The organism is Corallococcus silvisoli (assembly GCF_009909145.1).
Taxonomy (GTDB): domain Bacteria; phylum Myxococcota; class Myxococcia; order Myxococcales; family Myxococcaceae; genus Corallococcus; species Corallococcus silvisoli.
The window spans coordinates 368,840-391,258 of record NZ_JAAAPJ010000006.1 but is presented as its reverse complement, the minus strand read 5'-3'; the positions used below and the strand labels follow the sequence as shown (position 1 = coordinate 391,258).

At 64.4% G+C, this 22,419-nt stretch carries 16 protein-coding genes and 1 pseudogene; 7 read left to right on the top strand and 10 right to left on the bottom strand.

The annotated features are described in order from the left end of the window. The first annotated feature begins 69 nt into the window (after window positions 1-69). Together GTY96_RS13290 and GTY96_RS37185 are read left to right on the top strand one after the other, a co-directional pair. Window positions 70-471, top strand: coding sequence for a tetratricopeptide repeat protein (locus tag GTY96_RS13290; protein ID WP_161664917.1), 402 nt, complete (start codon window positions 70-72; stop codon window positions 469-471). Window positions 472-563: 92 nt separating this feature from the next. Continuing rightward, the gene (locus GTY96_RS37185; RefSeq protein WP_201756030.1) at window positions 564-1,823 is read left to right on the top strand and encodes a hypothetical protein; all 1,260 of its coding nucleotides are present in this window, start codon (window positions 564-566) and stop codon (window positions 1,821-1,823) included. Window positions 1,824-1,912: 89 nt separating this feature from the next. Here GTY96_RS37185 and GTY96_RS13280 read toward each other — a convergent pair whose 3' ends face one another. Further along, window positions 1,913-2,107 (bottom strand): hypothetical protein, encoded by a 195-nt coding sequence (locus GTY96_RS13280; protein WP_186002202.1) that lies wholly within the window; start codon window positions 2,105-2,107, stop codon window positions 1,913-1,915. 62 nt (window positions 2,108-2,169) lie between these two features. Between GTY96_RS13280 and GTY96_RS13275 the strand changes: the two genes are divergently transcribed. Next, window positions 2,170-2,448, top strand: a complete 279-nt coding sequence (locus tag GTY96_RS13275; protein ID WP_161664915.1) for a tetratricopeptide repeat protein — start codon at window positions 2,170-2,172, stop codon at window positions 2,446-2,448. Window positions 2,449-2,527: 79 nt separating this feature from the next. Here the strand turns inward: GTY96_RS13275 and GTY96_RS13270 are convergent, their stop codons facing one another. Further along, on the bottom strand, window positions 2,528-2,845 hold the full coding sequence (locus GTY96_RS13270; protein WP_143909180.1) for a hypothetical protein: 318 nt from the start codon (window positions 2,843-2,845) through the stop codon (window positions 2,528-2,530). An 864-nt stretch (window positions 2,846-3,709) separates the two neighbouring features. On the opposite strand from GTY96_RS13270, the gene GTY96_RS13265 reads away from it, so the two are divergent. After that, the gene (locus GTY96_RS13265) at window positions 3,710-4,090 is read left to right on the top strand and encodes a hypothetical protein (RefSeq protein WP_161664914.1); all 381 of its coding nucleotides are present in this window, start codon (window positions 3,710-3,712) and stop codon (window positions 4,088-4,090) included. A gap of 336 nt (window positions 4,091-4,426) precedes the next feature. Here the strand turns inward: GTY96_RS13265 and GTY96_RS13260 are convergent, their stop codons facing one another. The 3 genes from GTY96_RS13260 to GTY96_RS13250 all read right to left on the bottom strand — a co-directional run bounded on the left by GTY96_RS13260 (window position 4,427) and on the right by GTY96_RS13250 (window position 6,319). Further along, a complete protein-coding gene (locus GTY96_RS13260) occupies window positions 4,427-4,843 on the bottom strand; it encodes a toxin-antitoxin system YwqK family antitoxin (RefSeq protein ID WP_161664913.1) in 417 nt (138 codons plus the stop codon). 174 nt (window positions 4,844-5,017) lie between these two features. Further along, window positions 5,018-5,632, bottom strand: coding sequence for an Imm5 family immunity protein (locus GTY96_RS13255; protein WP_161664912.1), 615 nt, complete (start codon window positions 5,630-5,632; stop codon window positions 5,018-5,020). Between the two features lie 372 nt (window positions 5,633-6,004). Then, window positions 6,005-6,319, bottom strand: coding sequence for a hypothetical protein (locus GTY96_RS13250; RefSeq protein ID WP_161664911.1), 315 nt, complete (start codon window positions 6,317-6,319; stop codon window positions 6,005-6,007). 871 nt (window positions 6,320-7,190) lie between these two features. Between GTY96_RS13250 and GTY96_RS13245 the strand changes: the two genes are divergently transcribed. From GTY96_RS13245 to GTY96_RS37605, 3 genes and pseudogenes are all read left to right on the top strand, one after another. Then, window positions 7,191-8,013 (top strand): IS5 family transposase gene (locus GTY96_RS13245; RefSeq protein ID WP_407926975.1). Its coding sequence is split into 2 segments (ribosomal slippage): window positions 7,191-7,538 and window positions 7,540-8,013, totalling 822 coding nucleotides; the frame shifts between segments, so codons are not numbered across the junction. A 32-nt stretch (window positions 8,014-8,045) separates the two neighbouring features. Beyond that, window positions 8,046-8,602 (top strand): annotated as a pseudogene (locus GTY96_RS37610) (IS66 family transposase). Then, on the top strand, window positions 8,568-8,807 hold the full coding sequence (locus tag GTY96_RS37605) for a transposase domain-containing protein (protein WP_235685608.1): 240 nt from the start codon (window positions 8,568-8,570) through the stop codon (window positions 8,805-8,807). The pseudogene GTY96_RS37610 and the gene GTY96_RS37605 overlap by 35 nt, the downstream one beginning before the upstream one ends. Before the next feature lie 819 nt (window positions 8,808-9,626). Here the strand turns inward: GTY96_RS37605 and GTY96_RS13235 are convergent. The 5 genes from GTY96_RS13235 to GTY96_RS13210 form a co-directional block, all read right to left on the bottom strand. After that, on the bottom strand, window positions 9,627-10,124 hold the full coding sequence (locus tag GTY96_RS13235; RefSeq protein WP_161664909.1) for a hypothetical protein: 498 nt from the start codon (window positions 10,122-10,124) through the stop codon (window positions 9,627-9,629). Between the two features lie 107 nt (window positions 10,125-10,231). Beyond that, window positions 10,232-11,731: an IS66 family transposase gene (gene tnpC, locus GTY96_RS13230; RefSeq protein ID WP_328700861.1), complete on the bottom strand. Its 1,500-nt coding sequence runs from the start codon at window positions 11,729-11,731 to the stop codon at window positions 10,232-10,234. A gap of 46 nt (window positions 11,732-11,777) precedes the next feature. Continuing rightward, window positions 11,778-12,143, bottom strand: a complete 366-nt coding sequence (gene tnpB, locus GTY96_RS13225; protein WP_161664908.1) for an IS66 family insertion sequence element accessory protein TnpB — start codon at window positions 12,141-12,143, stop codon at window positions 11,778-11,780. Window positions 12,144-12,146: 3 nt separating this feature from the next. Next, complete coding sequence (tnpA, locus tag GTY96_RS13220; protein WP_161664907.1) at window positions 12,147-12,461, bottom strand: IS66 family insertion sequence element accessory protein TnpA; 315 nt, start codon at window positions 12,459-12,461, stop codon at window positions 12,147-12,149. A 605-nt stretch (window positions 12,462-13,066) separates the two neighbouring features. Next, the gene (locus GTY96_RS13210) at window positions 13,067-22,345 is read right to left on the bottom strand and encodes an RHS repeat-associated core domain-containing protein (protein WP_235685573.1); all 9,279 of its coding nucleotides are present in this window, start codon (window positions 22,343-22,345) and stop codon (window positions 13,067-13,069) included. Window positions 22,346-22,419: the final 74 nt, after the last annotated feature.

The following is a 22,419-nucleotide window of genomic DNA, read 5'->3' as shown; positions in this document are numbered from 1 at the left end:
GCAAGCCACCAGCGCGCTGATTGCAGCGGTGGAAGCCAGGCGGAGCGCATCCCCTCGCCAGGGAATGTCATGGCGAATGACGAGAATCCCCTGCGTACCGCGTCGAACCTCGCCCAAGCAGGCAGGACCGCCGAGGCCATCGCCTGCCTGGAGTCCGCGCTGGCGCGCACTCGGTCAAGCAAGGAAAGGCCAGCCAACACATCCACCCTCGCGAGGGCGGCGGGACTCCTCTGCGACGAAGCCGGGAGGCTATCGCAGGCAGCGCTCTACTACGAAGAAGCAGTCGCGACCCCGGAGTGCGACCCACTCCTGCTGCTCGCCTTGGCGGACGTCCGCTGGCGGTCAGGACAGGCCGACAGCGCACGTTCGTGCCTGGCAAGCGCCGAAGCCATGGCCCAGTCGTCCTCCGATGCCGAGGCCTTGAAGATGATCGCCAACATCCGCTCGAAGTGGGCGAGCGACGAGGGTTGATCAGCTCTCACAAAAATACGGAAGTGACAGGAATCGTCCGGTGCTACCTTCGGCACTCCCGACGATCCACCGCTGACTTGCCGGAATCGCCCATGAAACCCCTGTGCGCGTTGTTGCTGTTCCTGGTCTCGTTGTCGGGGTGTGGCGGAGGTGGAGCGTCCGGGCCTGCTGATGCGGGCGTCGGCCTGGACGCGGTCACCGGCGTCTCCGTGACCGGGGCGGACCCTATCGCCTTCAAGGCCCGGACGGTGCTCAGGGCAGTCGTGGAGGGGACCGGGACGTTCTCCGCCGACGTGACGTGGAGCATCATGTCGGGCCCGGGCAGGCTTTCCTCCGTCGGAGGTTCGTCTGTCGCATACACAGCCCCCTTCGTCCGAGAGGACACGCGGGTGACCGTCCAGGCGGTGTCCCAGGCGGATTCGTCGAAGGTCGGCGTATTCACCTTCACCGTGAGCCGGGCCCCCGCCGCGAGGCGGATGGCGGGCATCTATGACTCGGTCCTCTCCTCCGTCACATCCCCCGGCGGTCCTTCCGGTTCATCCCAGCCCTGGCCGTACACGCTAGCGGTGGTGAGCGACACCCAGGTCCGACTCACACCCGTGAGCGGCTTCTCCGCGGGGGTCCTGGTGGACGTCGGAGAGGATGGGACACTCACCCTTCCGGCGATTGCCTCCGCTCGCACCCCCTATGACGAGTACTGCATCCGGCAGTACCTCCTGGGCGACGCGGCCTCCCCCGTCGCGGGAGCGGGAACCTGGGATGAGGAGGGCAATCTGTCCTTGTCCTGGGTGGAACGCCTGGCACAGGAGTGCAACGGGCCTCCCTGGGGCCAGCATTGGTCGTCTGAATGGCGCACCACGTATGAATTGACGGGCGTCCGAATGCCTGACGCCCCTCCAGCTTCCGCCGTGGACTTCCTCGTCGGGCATCATCCGGGGAAGTACGTCGGCCTGGAGGAGAAGACGGTGCCTGGCCATTCGCCGACCACCAAGCTCTGGGATGTGCCCATGTCCCTCTACATGGAGAGGGTGGATGACACCCAGATGCGGGTCCGAAAAGTCAGCTCCCCTCCGCCTACCATCGACTCCTGGCCCGGCATCTTCGTGGACGTCTTCGAGGACGGCACGTTTGAAATGCCCGCGTCTACGTTCGCTCCCTATTCCGGCGGGGAGGATTGCGAGTGGCAGTTCTTCATTGGAGATAGCGGGTCCCTCGAGCCGGGGACGGGGACCTGGGATGTGTGGGGAAACGTGACGTTCGAATGGATCGGCCGGTATCGGCACGATTGCATCGACTCCGAAGACCGACACTACGTCACGCGCACCCGCAACAGCTTCAAGTCTGAATGGTAGCGCGACGGCGCGCGGTTCCTGGGGTCCTGCCAGAAGCGCATCCGGAGACCAGTGCTCCGCCTGGTAGAGCGCCATGAGGAGGCAGGACTTCAGCAACTGCTCTGGTGGGATGCTCGGCCGGCCGGTGCCGCTGTACATCTCATCTCATCGAACGTCGGCGAAAGCGCCGCCAGCGCGGCGTCCGCCATGTCCTTCACCCTGCGCAGCGGATGGCCCGCGGGCACCCGGTCTCCCGGCGTCCTCAAGCCGAACAGCGTCGTCTGCTGCTTGGGCCGTCCGCGCATCCCTGCTTCCAATGCGCGGAGGACACCACGTCACGGTGCGGGGTGTCGCTCCCTCGGAGGGGTTGCTCAACACCCTGCTAGCAAGAACTGCGGGACTCCTCTGCGACGAAGCCGGGAGGCTATCGCAGGCAGCGCTCTACTACGAAGAAGCAGTCGCGCCCCCGGAGCACGACCCGCTCCTGCTGCTCGCCTTGGCGGACGTTCGCTGGCGGTCAGGACAGGCAGACAGCGCACGTTCGTGCCTGGCAAGCGCCGAAGCCATGGCCCAGTCGTCCTCCGATGCCGATGTCTTGAAGATGATCGCCAACATTCGCTCGAAGTGGGCGAGCGACGACAGTTGATGGGATTGCCGCCCTGGCGTCGAGGGTGGGCCTGGGGGTGCTGGGTGCCACGCAAGGAGCGCGGCACCCGGTCCTCTCCTCAGAAACACTCGCCGCAGAACCTGTAGCTCGTCTCTCCGGCATCATAGACATCCGCCGGATTCGTATCGGAGCGGCAGTAGAGGTGCTCGATAAAGTCACTGCCGTTGAAGTGATTGTAGCAGGGAGGCGTGAACCTGGGCGCGTAGGTGCATACCATCTCATAATACCCGGTATATCCCGGAGCGCATTGCGCGGCACGCTGCCCCTGCTCACGCATCTCCTCCGGCGGAATGGTCGCGTCGGCCTCATTCCCTCCACACCCCGAGAGGAATCCGGCCACGAGCAGCGCACAGCCCATGAAGCGAATTGCTTGCATTTCTCTCTCCATGAAATGATGGGATTCGCACGGCCTTGAAAGTGTAGCCATTCAAAGCGCTGGCGCGATACTCAGCGCGTCATGCAGCGCACGACGTCGTGCGTTGGCTGGCCGCGAAATGTCAGGCATGGAAAAGAGCAACCTCACGGTGGTCCTGGGTGTCCTGGAACCCGGAGGAGCTTGTCACCGCGGAGTGACAAGGCAAGGGACCGCGCCTCGCGCACATGAGTCCAAGTCAAGAGCACCTGCGAACGTGGGGCTGCGACCGCGCCCCCACAGTCTCCAGCTCTGAAAGGAGTCGCCGAGCCCTGAGCGACGCGCGCAAGCGAAGACGACGCTCACTCTTATCTTCGGCCACCGAGTTCCCGACGAAGCTCCATCGTCGAGTCCGTTCCGGCGGGAGTCCCTGGGGAAGTCAGCGAACCGAGCGCGCCCCACCAGAGGTCTCAGCGACCGGGCGCCAGACGATACGAGACATCACAACGGAGAGAACGTGGCCACACCCCGAGGTAGCAAGAAGGCGATGATCGACGCATTCCTGGAATGGATGCAGGCGATGGTCCTGCATCTGCCAGCGGCCGATCCCAAGCTTGGCAAGATCACCCTCACCAAGGGCACGCTCGAACTCCGCCTGCCGCGCGAGCCTCGCATGCTGCGAAGTAGGGTGTCCGCGCCCCTCTCGTTGCTCACAGGCGTGTTCATGGAGCTCGATGTCGCGGCCACGGAGCGCGTGTACACACAGTCGACGGGCCCGGCGGATAAGGTGCTGGCCCTGCTCCGCAGCGAAGGGGCTCCGCAACCGACCTATCTCGAACTGCTGCATGCGACGAAGGAGGCAGAGAGGAGAGCGAGGCGCTCCCGGGCATGCTCTTGGCCAAGGACATGTACGATCCGCATGATCGCAAGCATCCCCTCTTCGCCGAGCCGTTTCCGGCGCTGTCAGCCGCCGCGCGCAAGCCGGCCGTGGCAGGTTCGGAGGCGGCGTTCCTCGGGCGACGCCTGCGTGAAGGCATTGGACGGAGCGCGGTCGACGCGCTGCTCTTGGCGCTGGATCTCAACGAGCATCTGTCAGATGCCATCAGTGACGTAGACGCACAGAAGACGCGCTTGGCGAAGTTGTTGGGCGCGGTCGACCGCACCCTTCCAGCGCTCGCCGCGAGCTCCGAGCTGGCCACACGCGACATCGTACGGCTCGTCCGCCAACAGCTTGGCAGCGCGCTCGCGTGCCGGTACGAGCAGGCCTGATTCACGAGTTGGATGGAGCTGTCATGGACCGTCCTATCGGGTCGCTCGCGGGTCACCCACGCGGATCGCGGTTTCGCTCAGAGCAAGGAGTCCGCGTGCTTGGAGCGTCAGGGGTGGGCTTCGCCAAAACCTGAACGATTCTGAGCCCTTGACCCTCTCTCCGCGTGCGGACACAGGGCAAACGGCCGCCAACGGCCAGCCTGATGGCTCAGCGAATGAGATCCGTTCAGCCGACCCGACACGGTCCGCATACCCGATCTCTGACATACTCAATGCGGCGAGGGAGAAGATCGGCTTCCAACAAGCAGCTCATGCTGTTCTCGCACCGAAGCCAATTCACACAGGCGGTGCACGTCCGCCGAATCTGTCCCGATTGAGCTCTAGCATCCTGAAGAGCTTGTCATCGGGTCCCATGCGCCATCCCCCTTCCTTCTCGCCACTCTCACTCCATCGCTGCTCCGCAACCAGAATTCCATACTCATAAACCGCTTCAACGCGGAGTCTCCCCTCCTCATCCCACGACCGAGACGGCCCATGGCGGACGCCGCCCCAGTGCTGAACTTCCTCGACCACCACACCCAACTCACTCCACGTGCGACTTCCCCCCTCCATCAAACCTTCCGCGTAGCCTGTTTCAATTGCGAGGCGGCCATTGGGGAAGAGCTCGAAGGCCACGCCTGAGAACGGGCGGTCTCCCCAGAACATCAACTGGTCGTCGCCCACCATCAGGTCGTCGAACTGCACTCGCTGCATCACGGACCTCCCAGCACTGCAATAGCCGGAGGAAGAATCGCCCTGCAGTTACTGCAGGGCGGAGGAACACCGAGCACCTTGGCTGCGCCGCAGTGACCCATTGTGGAAGAGCGAGTCCACAAGGGCATCAGCAGTCACCGTCCTCCCGAGCATGAAGCGCCTTGTCCAACGCGATCATCTCGGAGTGCGCTCCAGGCGATACGCATTGGGCACGGCTTCTGACAGCCACCATTCCCAGAATTGAAGCCGACGCGCAGAGTCGGACAATACGTCCCAAACGGGTCCGCCTGCGCAGGCAGCCGATGCAAACGCCGAAGCATCCATGTCTTCGGCATCGACTTGGTTGTCGCGTAGCTTCTCATCCACCTCAGCCAGCGGGAACAACTCGTCCTCAATACAGGTGCGCAAAGCCTGTACAGCAGAAAATCCCGCCGCTATCCCTCGCTGATCCTCCTCATCTGAGCACGACAACTCAACCATGTGATTCCAGGCCTGCTGCCAGAGGTCCTGGCCTTCACTCTTCTCACATCTTGCCACTCTCATCTCTTCCGCGAAGTCCAGCGCCGTGTGCGGCGTTCGATCCTGCAAGTACTTCGACTCCCACAGAGGAAGCACATGCCGCGCAGTCTCGAGCGCGAGCACCATACGCCGAGCATGCCCTGGCCCAAGGCCTCGCTCATGCCCCATCGACATCCAAATCTGTTGTCGCAAACCCAGTGAAAGATCGCACACGGGGTCAGCTCGCACCACAGTAGTCGCCCGCTGAACCAGCGACTTCAACACACCCATGTCACTCATCTTCACTCTCCGCCAATTCTACCTTGCCATTTCATCACCCTGCCATCAGACGTGACCACCCCAGTGCAGATTGAGTCGCGCACAACCTGCTCAGCTTGGCGACTTTTCGTAAGTGCCATGAACATCCACCCAGTCTCCGGGGACAGCCAGCGGACGGCAAGCCGCACCTTCCACACCGCGTTTACGCTCGGAACGACGTCCTGGGGAGACTCGTGCAAGGAGGACGGCGTCGTCCCAACTGTAGCGCATGAATACTTCTTGGACTCAAGAGACTGGGTAGCAGTAGGTGAATTCGCCATCGGCTCCCCTGGCAGAACACATCAACCACTCCGTGACACGCACATGCTCGGCTATCCTGGCGACTCAAGGTGGTTCTGGAATGAAGTTCATGCCCACAAATCTCTTGGCGAAGTCGTCTGGGTCAATCACTTCACCCCACTGACGTGCTTGGTCCTCGCTCTTCTTCCAGATCACAACGATCTCTGCGGCTGGATCTCGCTCCCACCGCATCGCAGCCCGGAGTACCTCCTGCCAAGTACCCTCGGCGTGGAATATCGCTCGCAGCTTCGGACTGACTGCTTCACGCCTCGCTTCGTCTGCAGCATTGAGGTGGCCGACAAACCACAGGATATAGCAATCCAACATCCAGATTAGAATTTGGCGCGAGATTTCCGACACGTCGGTCCTCTTGGTCAATCAGGTGGCGCACCAGCGGAGATGGCCCACTCACTATAGCCGCCTGCCGCGCCCGGACTGGGGTGAAGTACGCGCCACCACTGTGGACCAGGGGGCTGTTCTGCCAATACAAACCACATAACACCTATGAGTGCCCTTGCGAGCCAAACAGTGCATCCTCCACATCAAGCACAAGGAACTCCAGGTCCCACTCCACCTGAGAGGGCCAAGCCCGGCCAGATCGCTCAATCAGCCACGACTCCAGATTCGCAAGCACCAACCGTGCTGCCTCGGACCTAGCAGGCTATTGAAAAAGGATCGGGACCTCTCTCGGCCTACAACCTATGGGGCGAACGCCCAAAGTCATATCCATCCCGTAGTGGGTCGCTGTGGCTGTCGAAGAGTTTTTCAACAGCCTACTAGTCATCAACGCATCACCTGCAATGCCCCATGCATCCTTCTCGCCATACAATATATCACGAAGCCTCTGCAGCAGGTCTTCGTCAGCTACACCAGACACCGACACCGCCCCGGCTACTCTTCTCGCGCAACCAACGAGACTGTGCATATCAGGACCATCACGGACTCCGTATCGAGTTCCCATATCTGTTACCTCTTGAGGTATTGCCGAATGACGTCCACCCCTTCAATAACTCTGCCGGCAATTCCACCTTCACCATCGAAAATCCGGATACACAGCCGTCGAACCCACACTAGCACCGGCAACGTAGCCTCCAGGCGAATCATCTGCGGACCATCCTGTGTCGCCACTCCAAAATCGACTGTCATTCCGACCCCTTAGAACCTATTTCGGTAGGGAAGAAGGTCGGCCTCCAGCCGTGTTGAAGCGGTAGGAGGGTGCGGCCATGGGGTAGTGAAGAAGGACGACGGCTGGCGGGTGCCGGACGAGCTGTGGCGCCGTATCGAGCCGCTGCTGCCGGCACGTCCGGAGCACCCGCTGGGGTGCCATAACCCGCGAGTGCCTGACCGACAGGCCTTGGATGGAATCCTCTTGGTGCTGCGCACGGGGATGCAGTGGGGCGCGTTGAAAGCCACGGCCCTGTGCCATCCGTCCTCTGCCTACCGACGCTTCCGGGAGTGGTTGTCCGCGGGCGTCTTCCGTGAGTTCTGGCGTCAGGGGCTGCTGGCCTATGATGGCTTGGCGAAGATTGATTGGCGCTGGCTGGCGCTGGACGGCACCCAGGGCAAAGCGCCGCTGGGTGGGGGAAAAAACCGGCCCCAATCCCACCGACAGAGCGAAGCGGGGCACCAAGCGCAGTCTGCTGACGGACTCGCGCGGCGTCCCCCTCGGCCTCGTGGTCGCTGGAGCCAACACGAACGACTTCAAGCTGGCGCGCTCCACGCTTGAATCGATTCCAGTCCGAAGGCCCCTCCCGAGTCGGAGCCGTCGTCAGACGCTATGCGTCGACCTGGGCTATGCCTTCAGGCCCGTACGCGAGCTGGCTCAGGAGTATGGCTTCACGCTCCAGGCACCGAGACGACGCTCCCAGCTCGGTTCCAAGCGCGTGCGGCGTCGACGCCCTTCGCCGCGATGGGTCGTCGAGCGAACCCACTCCTGGCTCAACCGCTTCCGACGTTTGCTGGTGCGCTGGGAGAAGCGAGAGGACACCTACGTCGCGATGCTGCACTTCGCGCTGGGCATCATCACCTGGTTCCACTCGCTCCTACCGAAATAGGCTCTAAGGGGACCTTCATTGGCCGGTTTTGGGTGACCACTGAGGCCCAGACACCCGAAGGACAGTGGCTCATCTGCTACCGCTTCAGCCTGGACCGCGCCAGCACGACGCCCAAGGACGCCCTGGGCGGCACCCGGGGCGCCCTCGTGATGGATGCCTATACCGGCTACAACGCGGTGACGCCGCCGGAGGGAAGAATCCGCATCGGGTGCTGGGCCACGTGCGTCGCCGCTTCTTCGACGCGCTGGCCACCGCGTCCGAGGCCCGCGAGGCCCTGGACTTCATTCTGGCCCTCTACCGCCTGGAGGCCCTGGCCCTTGAGGCGGGCCTCGTACGCACCAACGCGCACCGCGAGCTGCGCCAGCAGCAGAGTCTCCCCGTCCTCACGGCGCTGCGTGCGTGGATGGAATCACAGACTCCGCGCCACCTGCCCAAGGGCCCCGGGCCAGGCCCTCTGCTACGCCCTGAAACAGTGGGACGCCCACGCGCTTCGCCTCCGACGCGCGCCTGCCCCTGGACAACAACCGTTCCGAAGCCGCGCTGCGCAAGGGGCCCTGGGCCGGAGGAACTTCCTTTTCGGCGGCCATGAGGCCGCGGGGGAAAATCTCGCTGGCCTCTACGCCCTTGTCGCCACCTGCGAGGCCAATGGGGTCAATCCCGAGGAGTACCTAGCCGACATGCTGCTGCGTGTACAGATGCATCCCCGCTTGCGCATCGGTGAGCTGCTCCCCCACGAGTGGATGCACCGACGTACCGCCAACCCGCCCGCGTCGCCCCTCCAGCCCGGTCCCTGAACAACTCGCTCCTCGCGGCGCTCGCCGAGCACGGTCTGCGTCTGTCATCAAGCCTTCCGGCACGACGTCCACCGGACGGTTACAGATCTCCCGTCAGTGCGCGGGGACGCGGCACATCCCCACGCCTGGCAAGCTCCACTGGGAAACATAGGCATTGCAGACGTGGGCCAACCGCCAGCGAATCCGGATTCGCTGGCGATTCACCGTGCCGAAGACCTGAGCAAAGTTCCACCACCAACCCACAGACTTCATTCAGGCTCAGGACTAGAAACACGAGACGTTCTCACGGGGAGAGACGCCGCCCTCAATCATCGTACCCGACACCTCTTTCAGGCCGAATCGCCCACCGACAACATCACGTCCTGTAGATCCCCCCATCGAGTCAAGGCAGATGCGCACTCGGCACGCCCTCGAGTCGTCTCGCCCGTGCGCAAATCCAATGTTTCGAAGTCGAGTTCAGTTCCATGGAACGAGACAGGCCTCATGACTGCTCGATAACCCGGCCCGACGACTTGCCATAGTCTCTCTTCAAGGTCGATCAGCAAGATCGACGTCTGTGGACCACGGTCCGGGAGATCCCATCGTTGGGCCGCGAGGTAGCGAGAGTCAGTGGACCAAACCACCTCCTCACCAAAGAGCCACTTGCCAATACTTCGCCGTGAATCCAGCACAGCGCCATTCAGCCAAAGCCGAAACAACGGACGTCCAAGTGACTCCTCTCTCGTAGGCTCTCGGGCGACAACGTGTCGCCCATTCGGGGAAAGAGAGGTCGCCAAATCATTCACCATAAAGGCCCTCCGGAAGGACGTCCACAGTCAACTACTCCTCGCCTGGCGGCTTGAACCCCTTCGGGGGAGTCCACCAAGTCGGTGGATCCGAATAGCCATCACTAAAGAAGTACCGCATCAGTGCATTCGGCTTAATGGAACGATTCGCCTCTTCTGCTCGCTTGACCGCATCCCGCATAAGATCTTGACGTTCCCGGAAAGTCAGGTTCGGCGCTTCTGCAGCAGCAGTGTAGCTCGCACGGAACTCATCGTTCCACTCCCTCGGCTCCAGCTTTGTCCTCGGATACTGAGCGTGGCCCCAGTACTCGTGAGCGAGCACGGCCTTTGTACTCATTGAGGAGCGGGGATGAACCGCCCCCTCCATTGGGAGCACATCACCACGAACATGGATCCGGCCAGGCCCGGAATCCCCCTCCTTGGGCTGCACATACCCAGTATTCCTACCAGCATTGAAGTGAAACATCTCCGGGTCCGCTTCCAGCTCAAGCACTTCCCGCTTGAGCCGACCAATTTCAGCATCATCGAGCATCACACCTGCAGCGGTCCGCTCTCCGTAACCGTCCGGCCAACGACGTGCCGGAGGGATTGAAGACGGACCACGATCGTGCTCGGCGGGCGCCGCGATGCGCGAGCTGTTCAGGGACTGGGCTGGAGGGGCGACTTGGGCGGGTCGGCGGTGCGTCGCCGCATCCACTCGTGGGGTAGCAGCTCACCGATGCGCGAGTGAGGGTGTGTCTGCACGCGCAGCAGCACGTCAGCGAGGTAGGCCTCGGGATTGACGCCGTTGGCCTCGCAGGTGGCCACCAGTGCGTAGAGGCCTGCGAGGTTGGCCCCCGCAGCCTCATGTCCGACGAAGAGGAAGTTCTTTCGGCCCAGGGCGGCCTTGCGCAGCGCTGCTTCCGAGCGATTGTTGTCGAGAGGAAGACGCGCGTCGAAGACGAAGCGCGTCAGGGCGTCCCACTGCTTCAGCGCGTAGGAGAGGGCCTGGCCCATGGGGCCCTTGGGCAAGTGGCGTGGGGCCTGTGCTTCCAGCCAGCCACGTAGTGCCAGGAGGATGGGGAGACTCTGCTGCTGGCGCAGCTCTCGGTGCGCGTCGGTGCGCATGACGCCCGCGTCGCGCGCCAGGGCTTCCACGCGGTAGAGGGCGAGAATGAAGTCCAGGGCCTCGCGGGCCTCGGGCGCAGTGGGGAGCGCCTCGAAGAAGCGGCGACGCACGTGAGCCCAGCACCCGACGCGCACGCGCCCTTCGGGCAGCGTCACCGCGTTGTAGCCGGTATAGGCATCCACCACGAGGGCGCCCCTCGTGTCGCCCAGCACGTCCTTGGGCGTCGTGCTGGCGCGGCCCAGGCTGAAGCGGTAGCCGATGAGCCACTGCCCTTCGGGCGTCTGGGTGAGGAAAGTCCAGAGGTAGCCCTGGCGAGTCTTCTTCACGTCCAGCACGCGCACGGGTGTCTCGTCGGCCCACACCACGTCCGCGGACGCAATGCATTGCAAGAGGTGCTGGGAGAGAGGCATCAGCACCGAGGCGGCCTGGTGGAAGAGGTCCGTCAGCGTGCTGCGACTCATGGGCACCCCACCGCGCTCAATCCGCTGGGCCAGTCGGTGCAGGGGCATGGCGTCCGCGCACTTCGACGTCACCACGTGGGAGAGGAAGCCGGGGCCGTACTCGCCCCGGTCCACCACCCGGGCTGGAGGCGGAGCGGTGATGACGCCCCGGCCGCACGCGCACGCGAGGACTTCCTGCACGTGAACCTGCTTCTCGAAGCGGGCCGGCATGTACTCGTACACCACCGAGGTGCGGCCCTGGCCCAGCGGCTTCAAGTCCTCGCTGCCGCACGCCGGGCAGTGGCGCTCCTCGGCCGGCACCGCGTGGCGAATCTCCCGCGCCGGGGCCTCCTCGGCCCCGCGGGCGGCCCGCTCGCGCCGCTTCTGCTTCGCGGCCTCGGCCAGGGCCGCCGTCGAGTCCGCGTCCCCGCGCAGCTCCGTCGCCACCGGGGGCAGCTTCTCCGTCCTCTTGCCGAAGACGTGGCGCTCCAGCGTCGCCATCTTCGCCTCCAGCGACGTCAGGCGCTCCTTGAGTTCCTCCGCCTCCTCGCGCCAGGGGCAGAAGTGGTCCTGAGGCAGCTCTCGGGGCACCTGGCCTCAACACGCCACCGCCGTTCAGCGTCCCGGACCGGGTGCGTCAGGTGCCCGTGCGCCCGGGAGGCGTCCAGGCGGGCTGGCGACGCACCTGGGCCACGTCGATGACGTCCAGCAGCATGGCCAACTGCGTGGCATCCAGCGTCACCGCCTGCGCGCCCTCATCCACCGGTGGCAGCCGGAATCTCCCCGCCTCCAGCCGCTTGTACAGCAGCACGAAGCCGCCCCGGTTCCATGTCAGCACCTTGATTCGGTCGCCCCGCCTGGAGACAAAGGCGAAGAGGTGGCCCGAGTAGACGTCCTCGCCCCACGCCGTGCGCACCAGCGCCATGAGGCCATCAATCGACTTGCGCATGTCCACCGGCTCCACCGCCAGCACCACGCGCACCGACGCAGGCAGGGCGAACACGGCCTACCGCCCCAGCGCCGCGACGAGCCGGGCCACGTACGCCACGTCCGCGCCCACGGCGAAGCGCACCCGCGCTCCGCCCTCGGCCACCACCTCCAGCAGGGACTCCGTCGCCGCGGGACTCCTCGCCACCTGTACCGGCAAGAGTCTCACCGGCTCGACTCGTGTCGTCGCGGCACGTCGTGCCCGGTACACCCACGACTGCAACGTGCTCAGCCGCACGCCTCGCTGCGCTGAGAACGCCTTCTGCGTCAGCCCGCTCGCCTCGAACGCTTCCGCGACGCGCGCCCACTCCGGCTTCTCCACTGGCTTCGACATGTACCCCAGGGTCCACCGCCCCGACGCCTCACTCAACGCCTCTCAGCACGTCGTTGGCCGGACGGATACCTTCGACGGTGGATGACTGCTGCATGGGAAGTCTGGTTCCTCCCCCTCCTGTTCCCTCAACAGGAGGGCGACTGCGGCCTCTTCCGAGCTACAACCGTAGGACTAAATCTCCACATCACCCACCCCAACACTCAACACAACCCAACATCACCCAAGGCGCGACTCCAGCTTCCGACGCAGACCCTCAGCATTCTCACGAGCCCCAGGCACACCTCGCTGAACCTCAAGTTCATACGCACCAAGCGCTCGTTCATACCATCTTGCCGCCTCAGCAGCAGCATCCGGACTACTCCCCAATCTGGAATCAGCCTCCATTGCCAGCAATTCCATGGCATAGGCATGACCTCCCTCTTCAGCTGCCCGTCGGAGCCACCGCAATGCTCCCACGGGATCGCGCTTTAGCCTGCTCCCAGGGACACCGAGCAACCATACTCCCATTTGCAGCATTGCAGACGAGTCCCCATTCAAGGCGGCCCTCTCCACTTGCTCGAAATATTCTGGTGGATAGTCACGCATTTGACTGTCACCCCTCCAGTTCACCTGATTTCCAGAAAAAGCGACGCATCCTTCAGACTCTTATCCGCCTTCCGCAAACGGTCCATTGCATCCAAATACAAGACCTTTCGCTCCTTATTGCTTAATCCAGGAGCAAACTTCGCAGCCCGAAGACTAGCCTGCGCCTCCTCTGCCCAAACCTCGTTCTGAGTGCGTCCTGCAAGGGCAGCTTCACGGTGCCCCACCACTTCATGAGCAATAGCCCCTCGCATACTTACTCGCTCGTTCGGGGACAGCGAGACTTTCGTCCGAGCAGATGGCAGCACATCCGTACCAATATGAAGGCGCTCCTGCCCAAACATATCACCCCATGCCGTATTCATATTTTCATAATAATGGATATTTTCCGCAGGCACCCCAAGCTCCATAGCATAGCCCCGGGCTGCAGCAATCTGTTCGGGTGTGAGCGAAAGCTCATTTCGCATCCCACCTGAAGCAACATACCACACCGCCTCATCGACCTGAGGGCGCGACACACTCAATAGTCTTTCCGCTCTCGACGCCGCTCCTGACCAAGCCCCAACCATACCGAGGGGAAATCCCATTGGCGACACTTCATCAGTCAGCCCATACTCTACCAGCGTGTTTGCACCCAAATCCGACACAGCAACCAGCCCGGTTACCGCAGGCGCAGATATCACACCACCTTCAATCAAGAGGGGCGCTGCCTCTGGAACAACAACTGAAATGGCAACACCTGCGCCCACCAGCAGCACTTTGCGTTCAAACTCCTCTCTCGCAATCCGCTGTTCATGGAACCTATCGAACTCCCCCTTAAACACCCTCTGAGGGTCGTATCCCTTAATCCGCTTCTCATGAACAACCGTCACCCCTGGACCACTTCGCCCCTCAGCGGATACAAACTCTTTCAGCGCAACTTGCTTTCGAGCAATGCCTTGACCAGCCCCAGTTCGAGAAACAGGCCTGTAAGCACGCTCATCCACTGGAGCTTCCCGCAAACCCAATGCCACTAGCGTGTCACCCCAATCCTCCTTGATGTACTCAAGACACTTGTCATCCCAGAAGCAATGTCCACTGAAATCCGAATACCGAAGCGGATTGCTTGCCGCATAGACATATCGATGCAGGCTTTGAGCGACATCCAGCATTCCCTCATGACTATCTCTCGAAAGGAACCGCCCCAGCTCGCTGTCGTAGTACCGGGCCCGCGCATACGTGAGCCCCGTCTCCACGTCGTACTGGTGCCCCGTGTAGCCCAGCTTGAAGTCACTGACAGTCGGCGCGGTGCCGCTGCGGGGGTTACCCCACGCGTCGTACTGCCGGGCCGCAGTGACAGCACCACTCGTGGACAGCGCGTCCGTCACGCTCCCCAGCGCATCCGTTCCCAGGAAGTTCGTTGCCGCGGAAGTCACTTCGCTGACGGCCAACGGGCCCCCGCCATAGTGATAGCGCCGCTTCGACGGGTGCGTGGCCTGGGCTCCATCCAACTCCTGCAGGACGAAGCCATCATCAAGCACATACGCAACATCTTCAGACGCCGCTTTCCGCTTCGTCCGCTGGAGGTTGTTGTCGTAGTCGTACCTCCCCACCTCCTGCCCGTTGTCATACACGGCGGTGAGGGTGTTGCGGATGTCCCAGGCGAAGGTTCGGGTCCCCTCTTGTGTCACCTTCTCCACCAGGTTGCCCATGAGGTCGTAGTTCAGCACCGTGTTCCGCGAGGCGTCCTTCGCGTCCACGAACCCGCTCAGCCAGTTCACCTGGTTGAAAGTCGCGGTGACATCGCGCGTGAGCGCCTTGGGTTGCACGCTGTAGGCCTCGGGTCCGAGTCCCTTTACAAATCGAATCGAAGCCCGCCGCTCGCCCGTGCGATTGCCTACGGCATCCAGCCGATACAACGTGGCTTGTTTGTCAGACGAGGCCACTCCTGTGAGCCGGTTCAAGACGTCATAGCCGTACTGGGTCGTCTCACTGGCTCCCAGGACCTGCGTTGAGGGGGATGTGCGGGACTCCACCTGCGTCAGCCGGTTCCCGTTAGCATCGTAGGTGTAGGCGAACTGGCTCACCACCGGCCCATTCGCTTGACACGTATCGCTGACCGAGCCCCGGACAGTGACCAACTCCAGCAACTGCCCGGCCGCGTCATAGCAGCGTCCTTCTGACAAGCCGTTGGGCCACACCACACCCTTGGGCAAGGAGTCCGGCCAGGACCGGTACTCCACGACGCCGACCGGAAGTGTCGCCTGCCGCAGGCGTCCCAACGCATCGTACGCATACCCCGTTACAACTCCGTCCGAGTCCGTCACGCGCGTGCGGTGCCCCATGGCGTCGTACTCGAAGGAGAGTTGCTTTCCGTCCTGCTCCCTCAGCCGCGTCTTCACGCGATCGAGTGCGTCATACGTGTACGTCGTCGCATCCTCCACCGCGCCGCTCGGCGTCTGCTTGAGCAGCGACTCACGCAGGAGGTTCCCGTTACCGTCATACGCGAAACCCTCCGCGTTCACCGACGGCAGTTCTCGCGGTTGCGCATGCTGCGAATAAACGCGTGACTCCAGCCGGTCGAGGAGCCCATACCCAGACACCGACACCTGCCCCTTCGGGTCGGTCATGGAGACTGGATTCCCGTTCGCGTCATACGTGTGGCGCCACGTCAGCGTGCCCACGCTGCCCGACGGCGTCGCGCCCGCTTCGAACAGCGGCACCTGGCTCCGCTGAGCCGCCGTCACCCGCGCATGCGAGTCCAGGTGCTGATGCTCGGCCGTGCGCAGGTTGCGCACGTCGTACTCATAGGTCGTGAGGTTCCCGTTCGCGTCCTGCTTCGCCACCAGGTTGCGATTCGCGTCGTAAACATATGACGTGAGCCCACCGGCGGCATCCGTGACGAACAGCAGCTTGCTCTGCTCGTCATAGGCGTAGCTCGTCACGTACGTGCCCGCGCAGACCTGATCCTCCACCTGCGCCAGCGTCAGCCCGACCGCACCACCATGCGAAAGCGAGGGAGCGCCGAGCGGCTGCTTCATACACACACGGTTGCCCGCTGCGTCATGGGCCCACTCCGTGACCTGCCCGAGCGCATTCTCCTCGCGCACGCGCCGACCCAGGTCGTCGTAGGTGTAGCGCGCATCGAAGAGAACGCCCGTGGCGCGGGGGCCCTTCTTCTGCGTCAACTGACCGGCGGCGTCGTATTGGAACGCAGTTGTCGCCGCTTCCGCCGTTCCGGCGCCCTGGGTCTCCTCCACCAGACGCGCCGCTCCATCGTAGAGCCGGGTGGTCGCGTAGCCATTCGCATCCACCACCCGCACCGCCTGCCCCGCGGCGTTATAGGTCCAGGACTCCTCCGCCACCTCCTGGCCCTGCCCCCGCGAGGAGTACACCTTGCGCCCCAGGCCGTCCTCCCGGTGCACCGTAGCCACCTGGCGCCGGTCCCGGTACGTCCGCTCGCGGGTCGCATCTCCGTACTGCCAACTCTGACCATAGGCCACCGAGCCGCTCACCGATGCGGCTTCGGACTGGCTCAGCATCCGGCCCACTGCGTCGTAGACGAAGCGAGTGAGGTGCCCCTTCGCGTTCTTCTCCTCGCGCTTGTAGAGAGCATCGAACCAGGTGTCCGAAGCATGTCCCGCCGCATCCGTGTGGCGGACGACACGCCGGAGTCCGTCGCGGTACGTCACTGTGAGCTGCCCCCGCGCGTCCCGGATCTGCTCGCGCGTCAGGGCCTCGACGTCCGGTGCATCCACATACGTCCGCTCGCTCACCGTCAGGGACTGCCCGCCCTGGGACAGACTCTCCATCAAGGTCTCGCTTCGCGGCCGTCCCAACGCGTCGTAGGTGAAGAACCGCTCCACACCGCGCCCTTCGATGGAGCGGACAACATGGCCTTCGCCGTCATGCGACTGACTCTCGGAGACCTCCATGGGGCGGTGCACTTCCAGGAGCCGGCCCAGTGCGTCGTGTACCGTCTCCGTCCGCCGGCCCAGCGCATCCACCCGCGCGGACTCATGGCCGTAGCGGTCGTACTCCACGGTACGGGTCAACCCGAGTGCCGCGCCCACCCGTGCATCGTCCGGCTGGCGTGACAGTGGCCCCGAGGCAGCGTCGTCCACCTCCTTGAAGACACGCCCCAGTCCATCCAGATGCCGAGCATGGAGAAAGCCCCGCGCGTCACGCGTCCACTCGACCTGCGCCACGTCGTCGTGGACGGTCTGCGTCGTGTAGACAGCCTCCCCTGCATCTGTCGCCACCCGCTCCGTTACGGACAGCACGCGGCTCAAGCCGTCATACGCCGTGATGCGCCTCCGATGCTGGACGCCTCCCGCCTCCCAGCGCACTTCCGTGACGTTGCCTCGTCCATCATAGGCGCGCCGCTCCACCCGGCCGACGGCGTCCGTCTGGACCGTGGCGCGGCCCAGCAGGTCGTACTCCATGGTCTGGGCGTTGCCGTTCCCATCCACCTGCCGCACCCGGTGGCCCGTCAGGTCGTACCTGGACGTCTGTGTATAGCGAACGAAAGGCGCATCATGACTCGCCCCCTGCACCTCGGGGCTCTGCTCCTGGACGACGCGGTACAGCGAGTCCAGCCGGTAGTTCCGGTCGAAGCCATACACATCCTTGTCCGCCACCTTGTTGCCCACGGCATCGTACGTGACGCGGGAGAGCGTGTAGCTTTGGCTCACCTCGTCGCTGCTTCCTCCCTGGGACGTGAACCGAGCGCCATCCGCCACGGACACCTGGGCCTCCACCGGGCGATCCGCGAAGTCATACACAGTGGTCGTGCGGACACCGCGACGGTCCACGACGGACGTACGGTTGCCCGCGTCGTCATAGCCATAGCGGGTCTCCAACGCGGCAGCGAGACCTCCTCCGGACTCGACCGTCCGAACCCGCCGCCCCGCGGCATCCAGCCAGTGCTCGCGGACGAAGTCCGCCCCCAGGGTCTCGGTGTGGAGCTGACCGCCCGGGTAGTACTGCGCCGTGCGCACACTTCCCTCTCCCTGCGGATTCGCCCACTCCTCACGCTTCACCCGGTCCAGCCCATCCCACTGCTGAAGTCGATGACGTCCCAGGCCATCCTGCTCGTCCTCCAGTCGCCCGCGGACGTCGTAGGCGGTCTGCACCGTCACCGTGGCTGCGCCGCTCACCTGGAGCGTCTTGGTCCGCAGCTGGCCGTAAACGTCGTAGGCCGTGGCCCTCTCCCGGTGCCCATCCGCCCCCACGCTCTCCACCCAGTCTCCGGTGACAGCCAGCGGCGGGCACGCCGCGCCTTCGACGCCGCAGTAACGCCAGCTCAGCACGACATCCTGGGGAGACTCCTGCAAGGAGGCCACCGCCGCCTCACAGCTCGATGAGGAGGTCAGCACCGTGCGTGGCACCCGGCTCCCGTAGCGCCGGGTCTCCAGCACTCGGCCGGTCCCCACCGGCAGCACGTCCTCGGGCGCATCCCCGGAGGAGTCCACCCGAGTGACGGTCGCGTACCCCTCCGCGTCCACGTGGCAGACCTGCGCGTTGAAGCCCGCTTCGTAGCCCCACTTCTCCACCACCTCCGCGACAGGCTGCCCCTGTGCATCCAGAACTGGCAGCGTGGCCGTCGCCACGTCCAAGGCGGGGAGTGCCGCCCCCTCGATGCGGCGCTCAACCAGATTGCCTCGAGCGTCGTATGCGAAGTGCGTGACGCGTCCACGCGCGTCCTTTTCCATCTCACGCACCCGGTGGACTTCATCCCAGAGCGCCCCGCTGCGCGCCACCACGCCGGCCGACAGGGGCCTCTCCGTCTCCGCCACGGCCCCCGTCGCTGTCATCCAATAGAGGGTTTCGGGAACCTCGGCCCGGGGGCCCTTCACCGCTGTGCGGTACGTGGTGAGGGACTGCCCCAGCACGCTGCGCTGCTCCGGCGCGATGGAATAGGTGAACGCGGTGGTGGCCTCCCTCACGGGGAGGCTCTCCAGAACCTCCACCACCTGCTTCACCCGCTCGTCCTTGTCCATCAGCAGCAGGAAGTCATCCTCCCCGGGCATCGACTCCGCGCTGCCGTAGTAGGTGTAGCGAGTCACCTCGCCACCTGGCCCCGTGTACCGGGCCAGCCGCGTCCTTCCCGCCTCCGAGGACCCGTCCTCGTACGCGTAGGACTCCGTCCGCAGGGGACTTCCACTCCCACACGTGCCGTCGTAGCGCGCCACGGAAGCCAGGCGCTGCTGGCTGTCGTAGTCGTACCGGACACAAACGCCGAGGAAGGTCGTGGACGTCGCATCCGCCGCGCTGGCGTGGTGCAGCTCCATCGTGCGCATTCGCAGATGGCCTGCCTCGCGCACATAGCCCAGTTGCAGCAGTCGCCCGCTCGCTTCGTCGAACACCCGAGTCAGCGCCCCCTCGACCGAGGCATCGCCATAGCGCAGCAACACCCGGTGTCCCGCGGGCGCCACGACGGAGGTGAGGCGGTACTTCACCGGGAAGCTCGCGCTGTCGAGCCGTCCGTGGCGGTACTCCGTTCCATCCTTCGCGCGAAAGACATACTCCCGCGCGGCCCCCGCCCCCTCCGCGCGCAGAGTGCCGTGGTATCCGCGTTGGGCCACACACCCCGTGCCATCCCCCGTGCAGGTGAACACCTGCCCGCCGCCCTCACCGCTGGTGACCGCGTAGCGGAAGCCGCCCAACAGCGGCTGCACGACGCCCTCGTATGCGTGCGTCCACCCCAGGCCCAACACGCCCTCTTCGGAGTCGCCGCTGGCGTAGGCGCGCTGCCACGAGAGACCCAGCCCCCGGCTCGGCGCCTCCACGTCCACCGCCTGCTTCACCAGGTGGCCGTCCACCACGCTGACCCCCTTCACGAAGGTGTGGCCCACCGGCAGCTTCCCCACCGTCCCCACCGTGGTCGTGAGCGGGACCTCCCTGTTCAGGGACGCCTGATTGGGATTCGCGGGCACCAGCGTGACGCGAACCGTCTCCGTCCCCACAGCGCCGGGCGGGAGCTCCACCACCGCGAAGCCCTGCTGTCCCAGGATGATGGGAGCACCGCCCAGGGGTGAGACTTGCGTGATGCCCAGGTCATCCGCCTGCACCTGCGCGCTGGCGAACTCCGTGCCCCCCCGGTGGATCACCAATCGCCCATTCGACAAGACCTTCACGCCAAGAGGAGCGCCATAGGCGATGGGCGACTGAGCATCGTCCGGCGTGGGCTGCCCCGGAATGGGCTTCTGAGCGGAGACGAAGTCCCAGGCCGGCAATACCCAGCGCGCGCGCAAGGGAAGTCCGGCCACGAACAGGCCGGGGTCCGGCGGGCGCACGTCCACGTTCTCGGTCGCCTGCAACACCTTCACGGCGGGCGACGTAGCGTAATCCTTCGCATACAACTCGAAGCGGACCCGCCCACCCTGGGTTCCAGCGACCAACGGGAGCACCCTCTGGACGTTGGAGGACGCTGGCAGCACGATGTCCCCACCCACGTCGCGGGGCAGGCTGGAGGACAGGACAAGAACATCATCCCCAGGCACGTTGTGCTGAATCGTCACCCGGACATACAGGTTGTCAGAGCTCTTGTTGACCACCCGGAATCCCAAACCCGAGTCCGACGTCGACGCCTGCCCCCCAGGTTGGACCACCCCACCGCCCGGCAACTGCCGGAGGGCCTGCAAAGTGGGGACGGTTGAGTATTGCCAGGTATAGAGTTCCTGTCCGCAGCACACCTCCACGAGTTGTCCATTCGCGCGGCGCTCGAAGGCTTGGCCTGCGAAGTAGATCCACTGCCCTCCTTCATTCACCAGATACCTGGGACGGAAGGCCACCGAGGTCTCATCGTCCAGGGGCTCAGGCCCTGTCTCGACCGGAGCGGCCATCGTGAAATCAAGCTCGGTTCCATCTTCCGCGAGCGTCCAGATGCCGACCGCGACGTCCTCCAACCCTGGCTCGTCACCTCTCACCGGCACCCAGCCCGGCGCGCCCACGGGCCACCTCAGGATCTGCGCAACCAACACCTGGGGGCCAGCCGTCTGGTAGACGCCGTTGAAGTCGCCGTTGTACGTCGTCCGCAATGTGTATCGAGCGCTGGGAATGAAGGCCGACACGCCGAACTGACGCGCCAGGGTTCCCACCGAGGCCGTCACGACGTAGTACCCCGCCGTCGTCCCTGGGATGTACCCCGCGCTCAGCCACCCGTCGACGTCCGACCATTCCTGCATCACCAGCAACTGCATGGGATTGGTGGGATCAAGCACCTGCGGAGTCGCCGAATCCTGGTAGCGGAAGAATCGACCGGTTGCCGGAGACTGCGTCCACGTCACCTGCTGATTGGCCAGGGCATTTCCGTAGCGATCCAGCACCCGCCCCGCGAAGGGGGCGATCATCTGCAACCCTGCTTCGGTCGTCGCGGGAACGCTTCCTGGCACTGCAATCTGGGCAGGCACATCCGGCAGCCCCACTTCGACAAAGGGCGAACTCAGTCCAAAGGACTGGGTTCCATTGGTGGTCTCCGCCGTCACCGCGTTGTACCCCAGCCGCTGGGCGGAGGGGGTTCCCTGCCTCAAGAAGGACTCGCGCGAGATGATGGTGTCGGGCAGCATCTTGACCGCTGCCTGTCCATTCTCATCCGTGATCGCCTGCAACTGGGCCTGGGCTTGCCCCGTTCCATTGACGGGCAAGAAACCGGGTTGGGAGAAACCCGCTCGCTTGAAGGTCACGACCGCCCCAAGCACCGGCTCTCCGTTGGCGGTCGTCACCCGCACCTTCAGAGGCTGAGGCAGGGGCTGCCCGACGACTCCTTCTTGCAGATCCGTCGTCGCCACCTTCTCGATGCGGGCGACCAGCGTCACGTCCTCCACCGCGAGGCCGGTTTCCAGCAGGAAATACCTCTCCTGAAGCCGCGCGACTCCCTCTTGTGGTGGCCGTCCCCAAGCCATCTCCCATGCGCGGGAGAAGCCATCCCCCGCCAGGGCCCCCAGCGCCTCCACTTGCTGCTCAAGTTCCAGCAGCATCCGCTGCCTGCGTCCCTGGGACGCCTCATCCTTGAGCTTGAGCTTCCTCAGCAGCGTCTCGGCCCGCCGCAGCTCATCAATGGATTGATTGAGCGCGTCTCGCTCAGACGCACTGGCGAATGGCGAATGCCAGAATCGTACCCACCACGCCGACTGGGGACCGAGAATGCCGCGGGCCCGCGACAACGTCTCCGACAACTGCTCCTGAGCTTGCTCCCGCTTCGCCTCCCATTCGGTCCTGGCCAACTCAAAGGCTCGCGTCTGGTCGACTGGCACCGCAGCGGTCTGACTCCGCGACTGGCGAGCTGCATCCTGCTGGGCAGGTCTCTCGTGGGGTGCCATCCGGCCCCTCCACTCCGAGACACCCCCCTCCGCCGTCCCCGCCAATGCCCCACCCAACACCATCAGCACAACCA

Coding starts and splice junctions, on each gene's coding strand:
- GTY96_RS13260 (WP_161664913.1), bottom strand. CDS start 4,843: ATGCAGCGAGTGCAGTTCGACGACCTGATGGTGGGCGACGACCAGTTG.
- GTY96_RS13280 (WP_186002202.1), bottom strand. CDS start 2,107: ATGCGCGGACGGCCCAAGCAGCAGACGACGCTGTTCGGCTTGAGGACG.
- GTY96_RS13235 (WP_161664909.1), bottom strand. CDS start 10,124: ATGCTCGATGATGCTGAAATTGGTCGGCTCAAGCGGGAAGTGCTTGAG.
- GTY96_RS13290 (WP_161664917.1), top strand. CDS start 70: ATGGCGAATGACGAGAATCCCCTGCGTACCGCGTCGAACCTCGCCCAA.
- tnpA (WP_161664907.1), bottom strand. CDS start 12,461: ATGTCGAAGCCAGTGGAGAAGCCGGAGTGGGCGCGCGTCGCGGAAGCG.
- GTY96_RS37185 (WP_201756030.1), top strand. CDS start 564: ATGAAACCCCTGTGCGCGTTGTTGCTGTTCCTGGTCTCGTTGTCGGGG.
- GTY96_RS13270 (WP_143909180.1), bottom strand. CDS start 2,845: ATGCAAGCAATTCGCTTCATGGGCTGTGCGCTGCTCGTGGCCGGATTC.
- GTY96_RS13265 (WP_161664914.1), top strand. CDS start 3,710: ATGCTCTTGGCCAAGGACATGTACGATCCGCATGATCGCAAGCATCCC.
- GTY96_RS13255 (WP_161664912.1), bottom strand. CDS start 5,632: ATGGGTGTGTTGAAGTCGCTGGTTCAGCGGGCGACTACTGTGGTGCGA.
- GTY96_RS13210 (WP_235685573.1), bottom strand. CDS start 22,345: ATGGCACCCCACGAGAGACCTGCCCAGCAGGATGCAGCTCGCCAGTCG.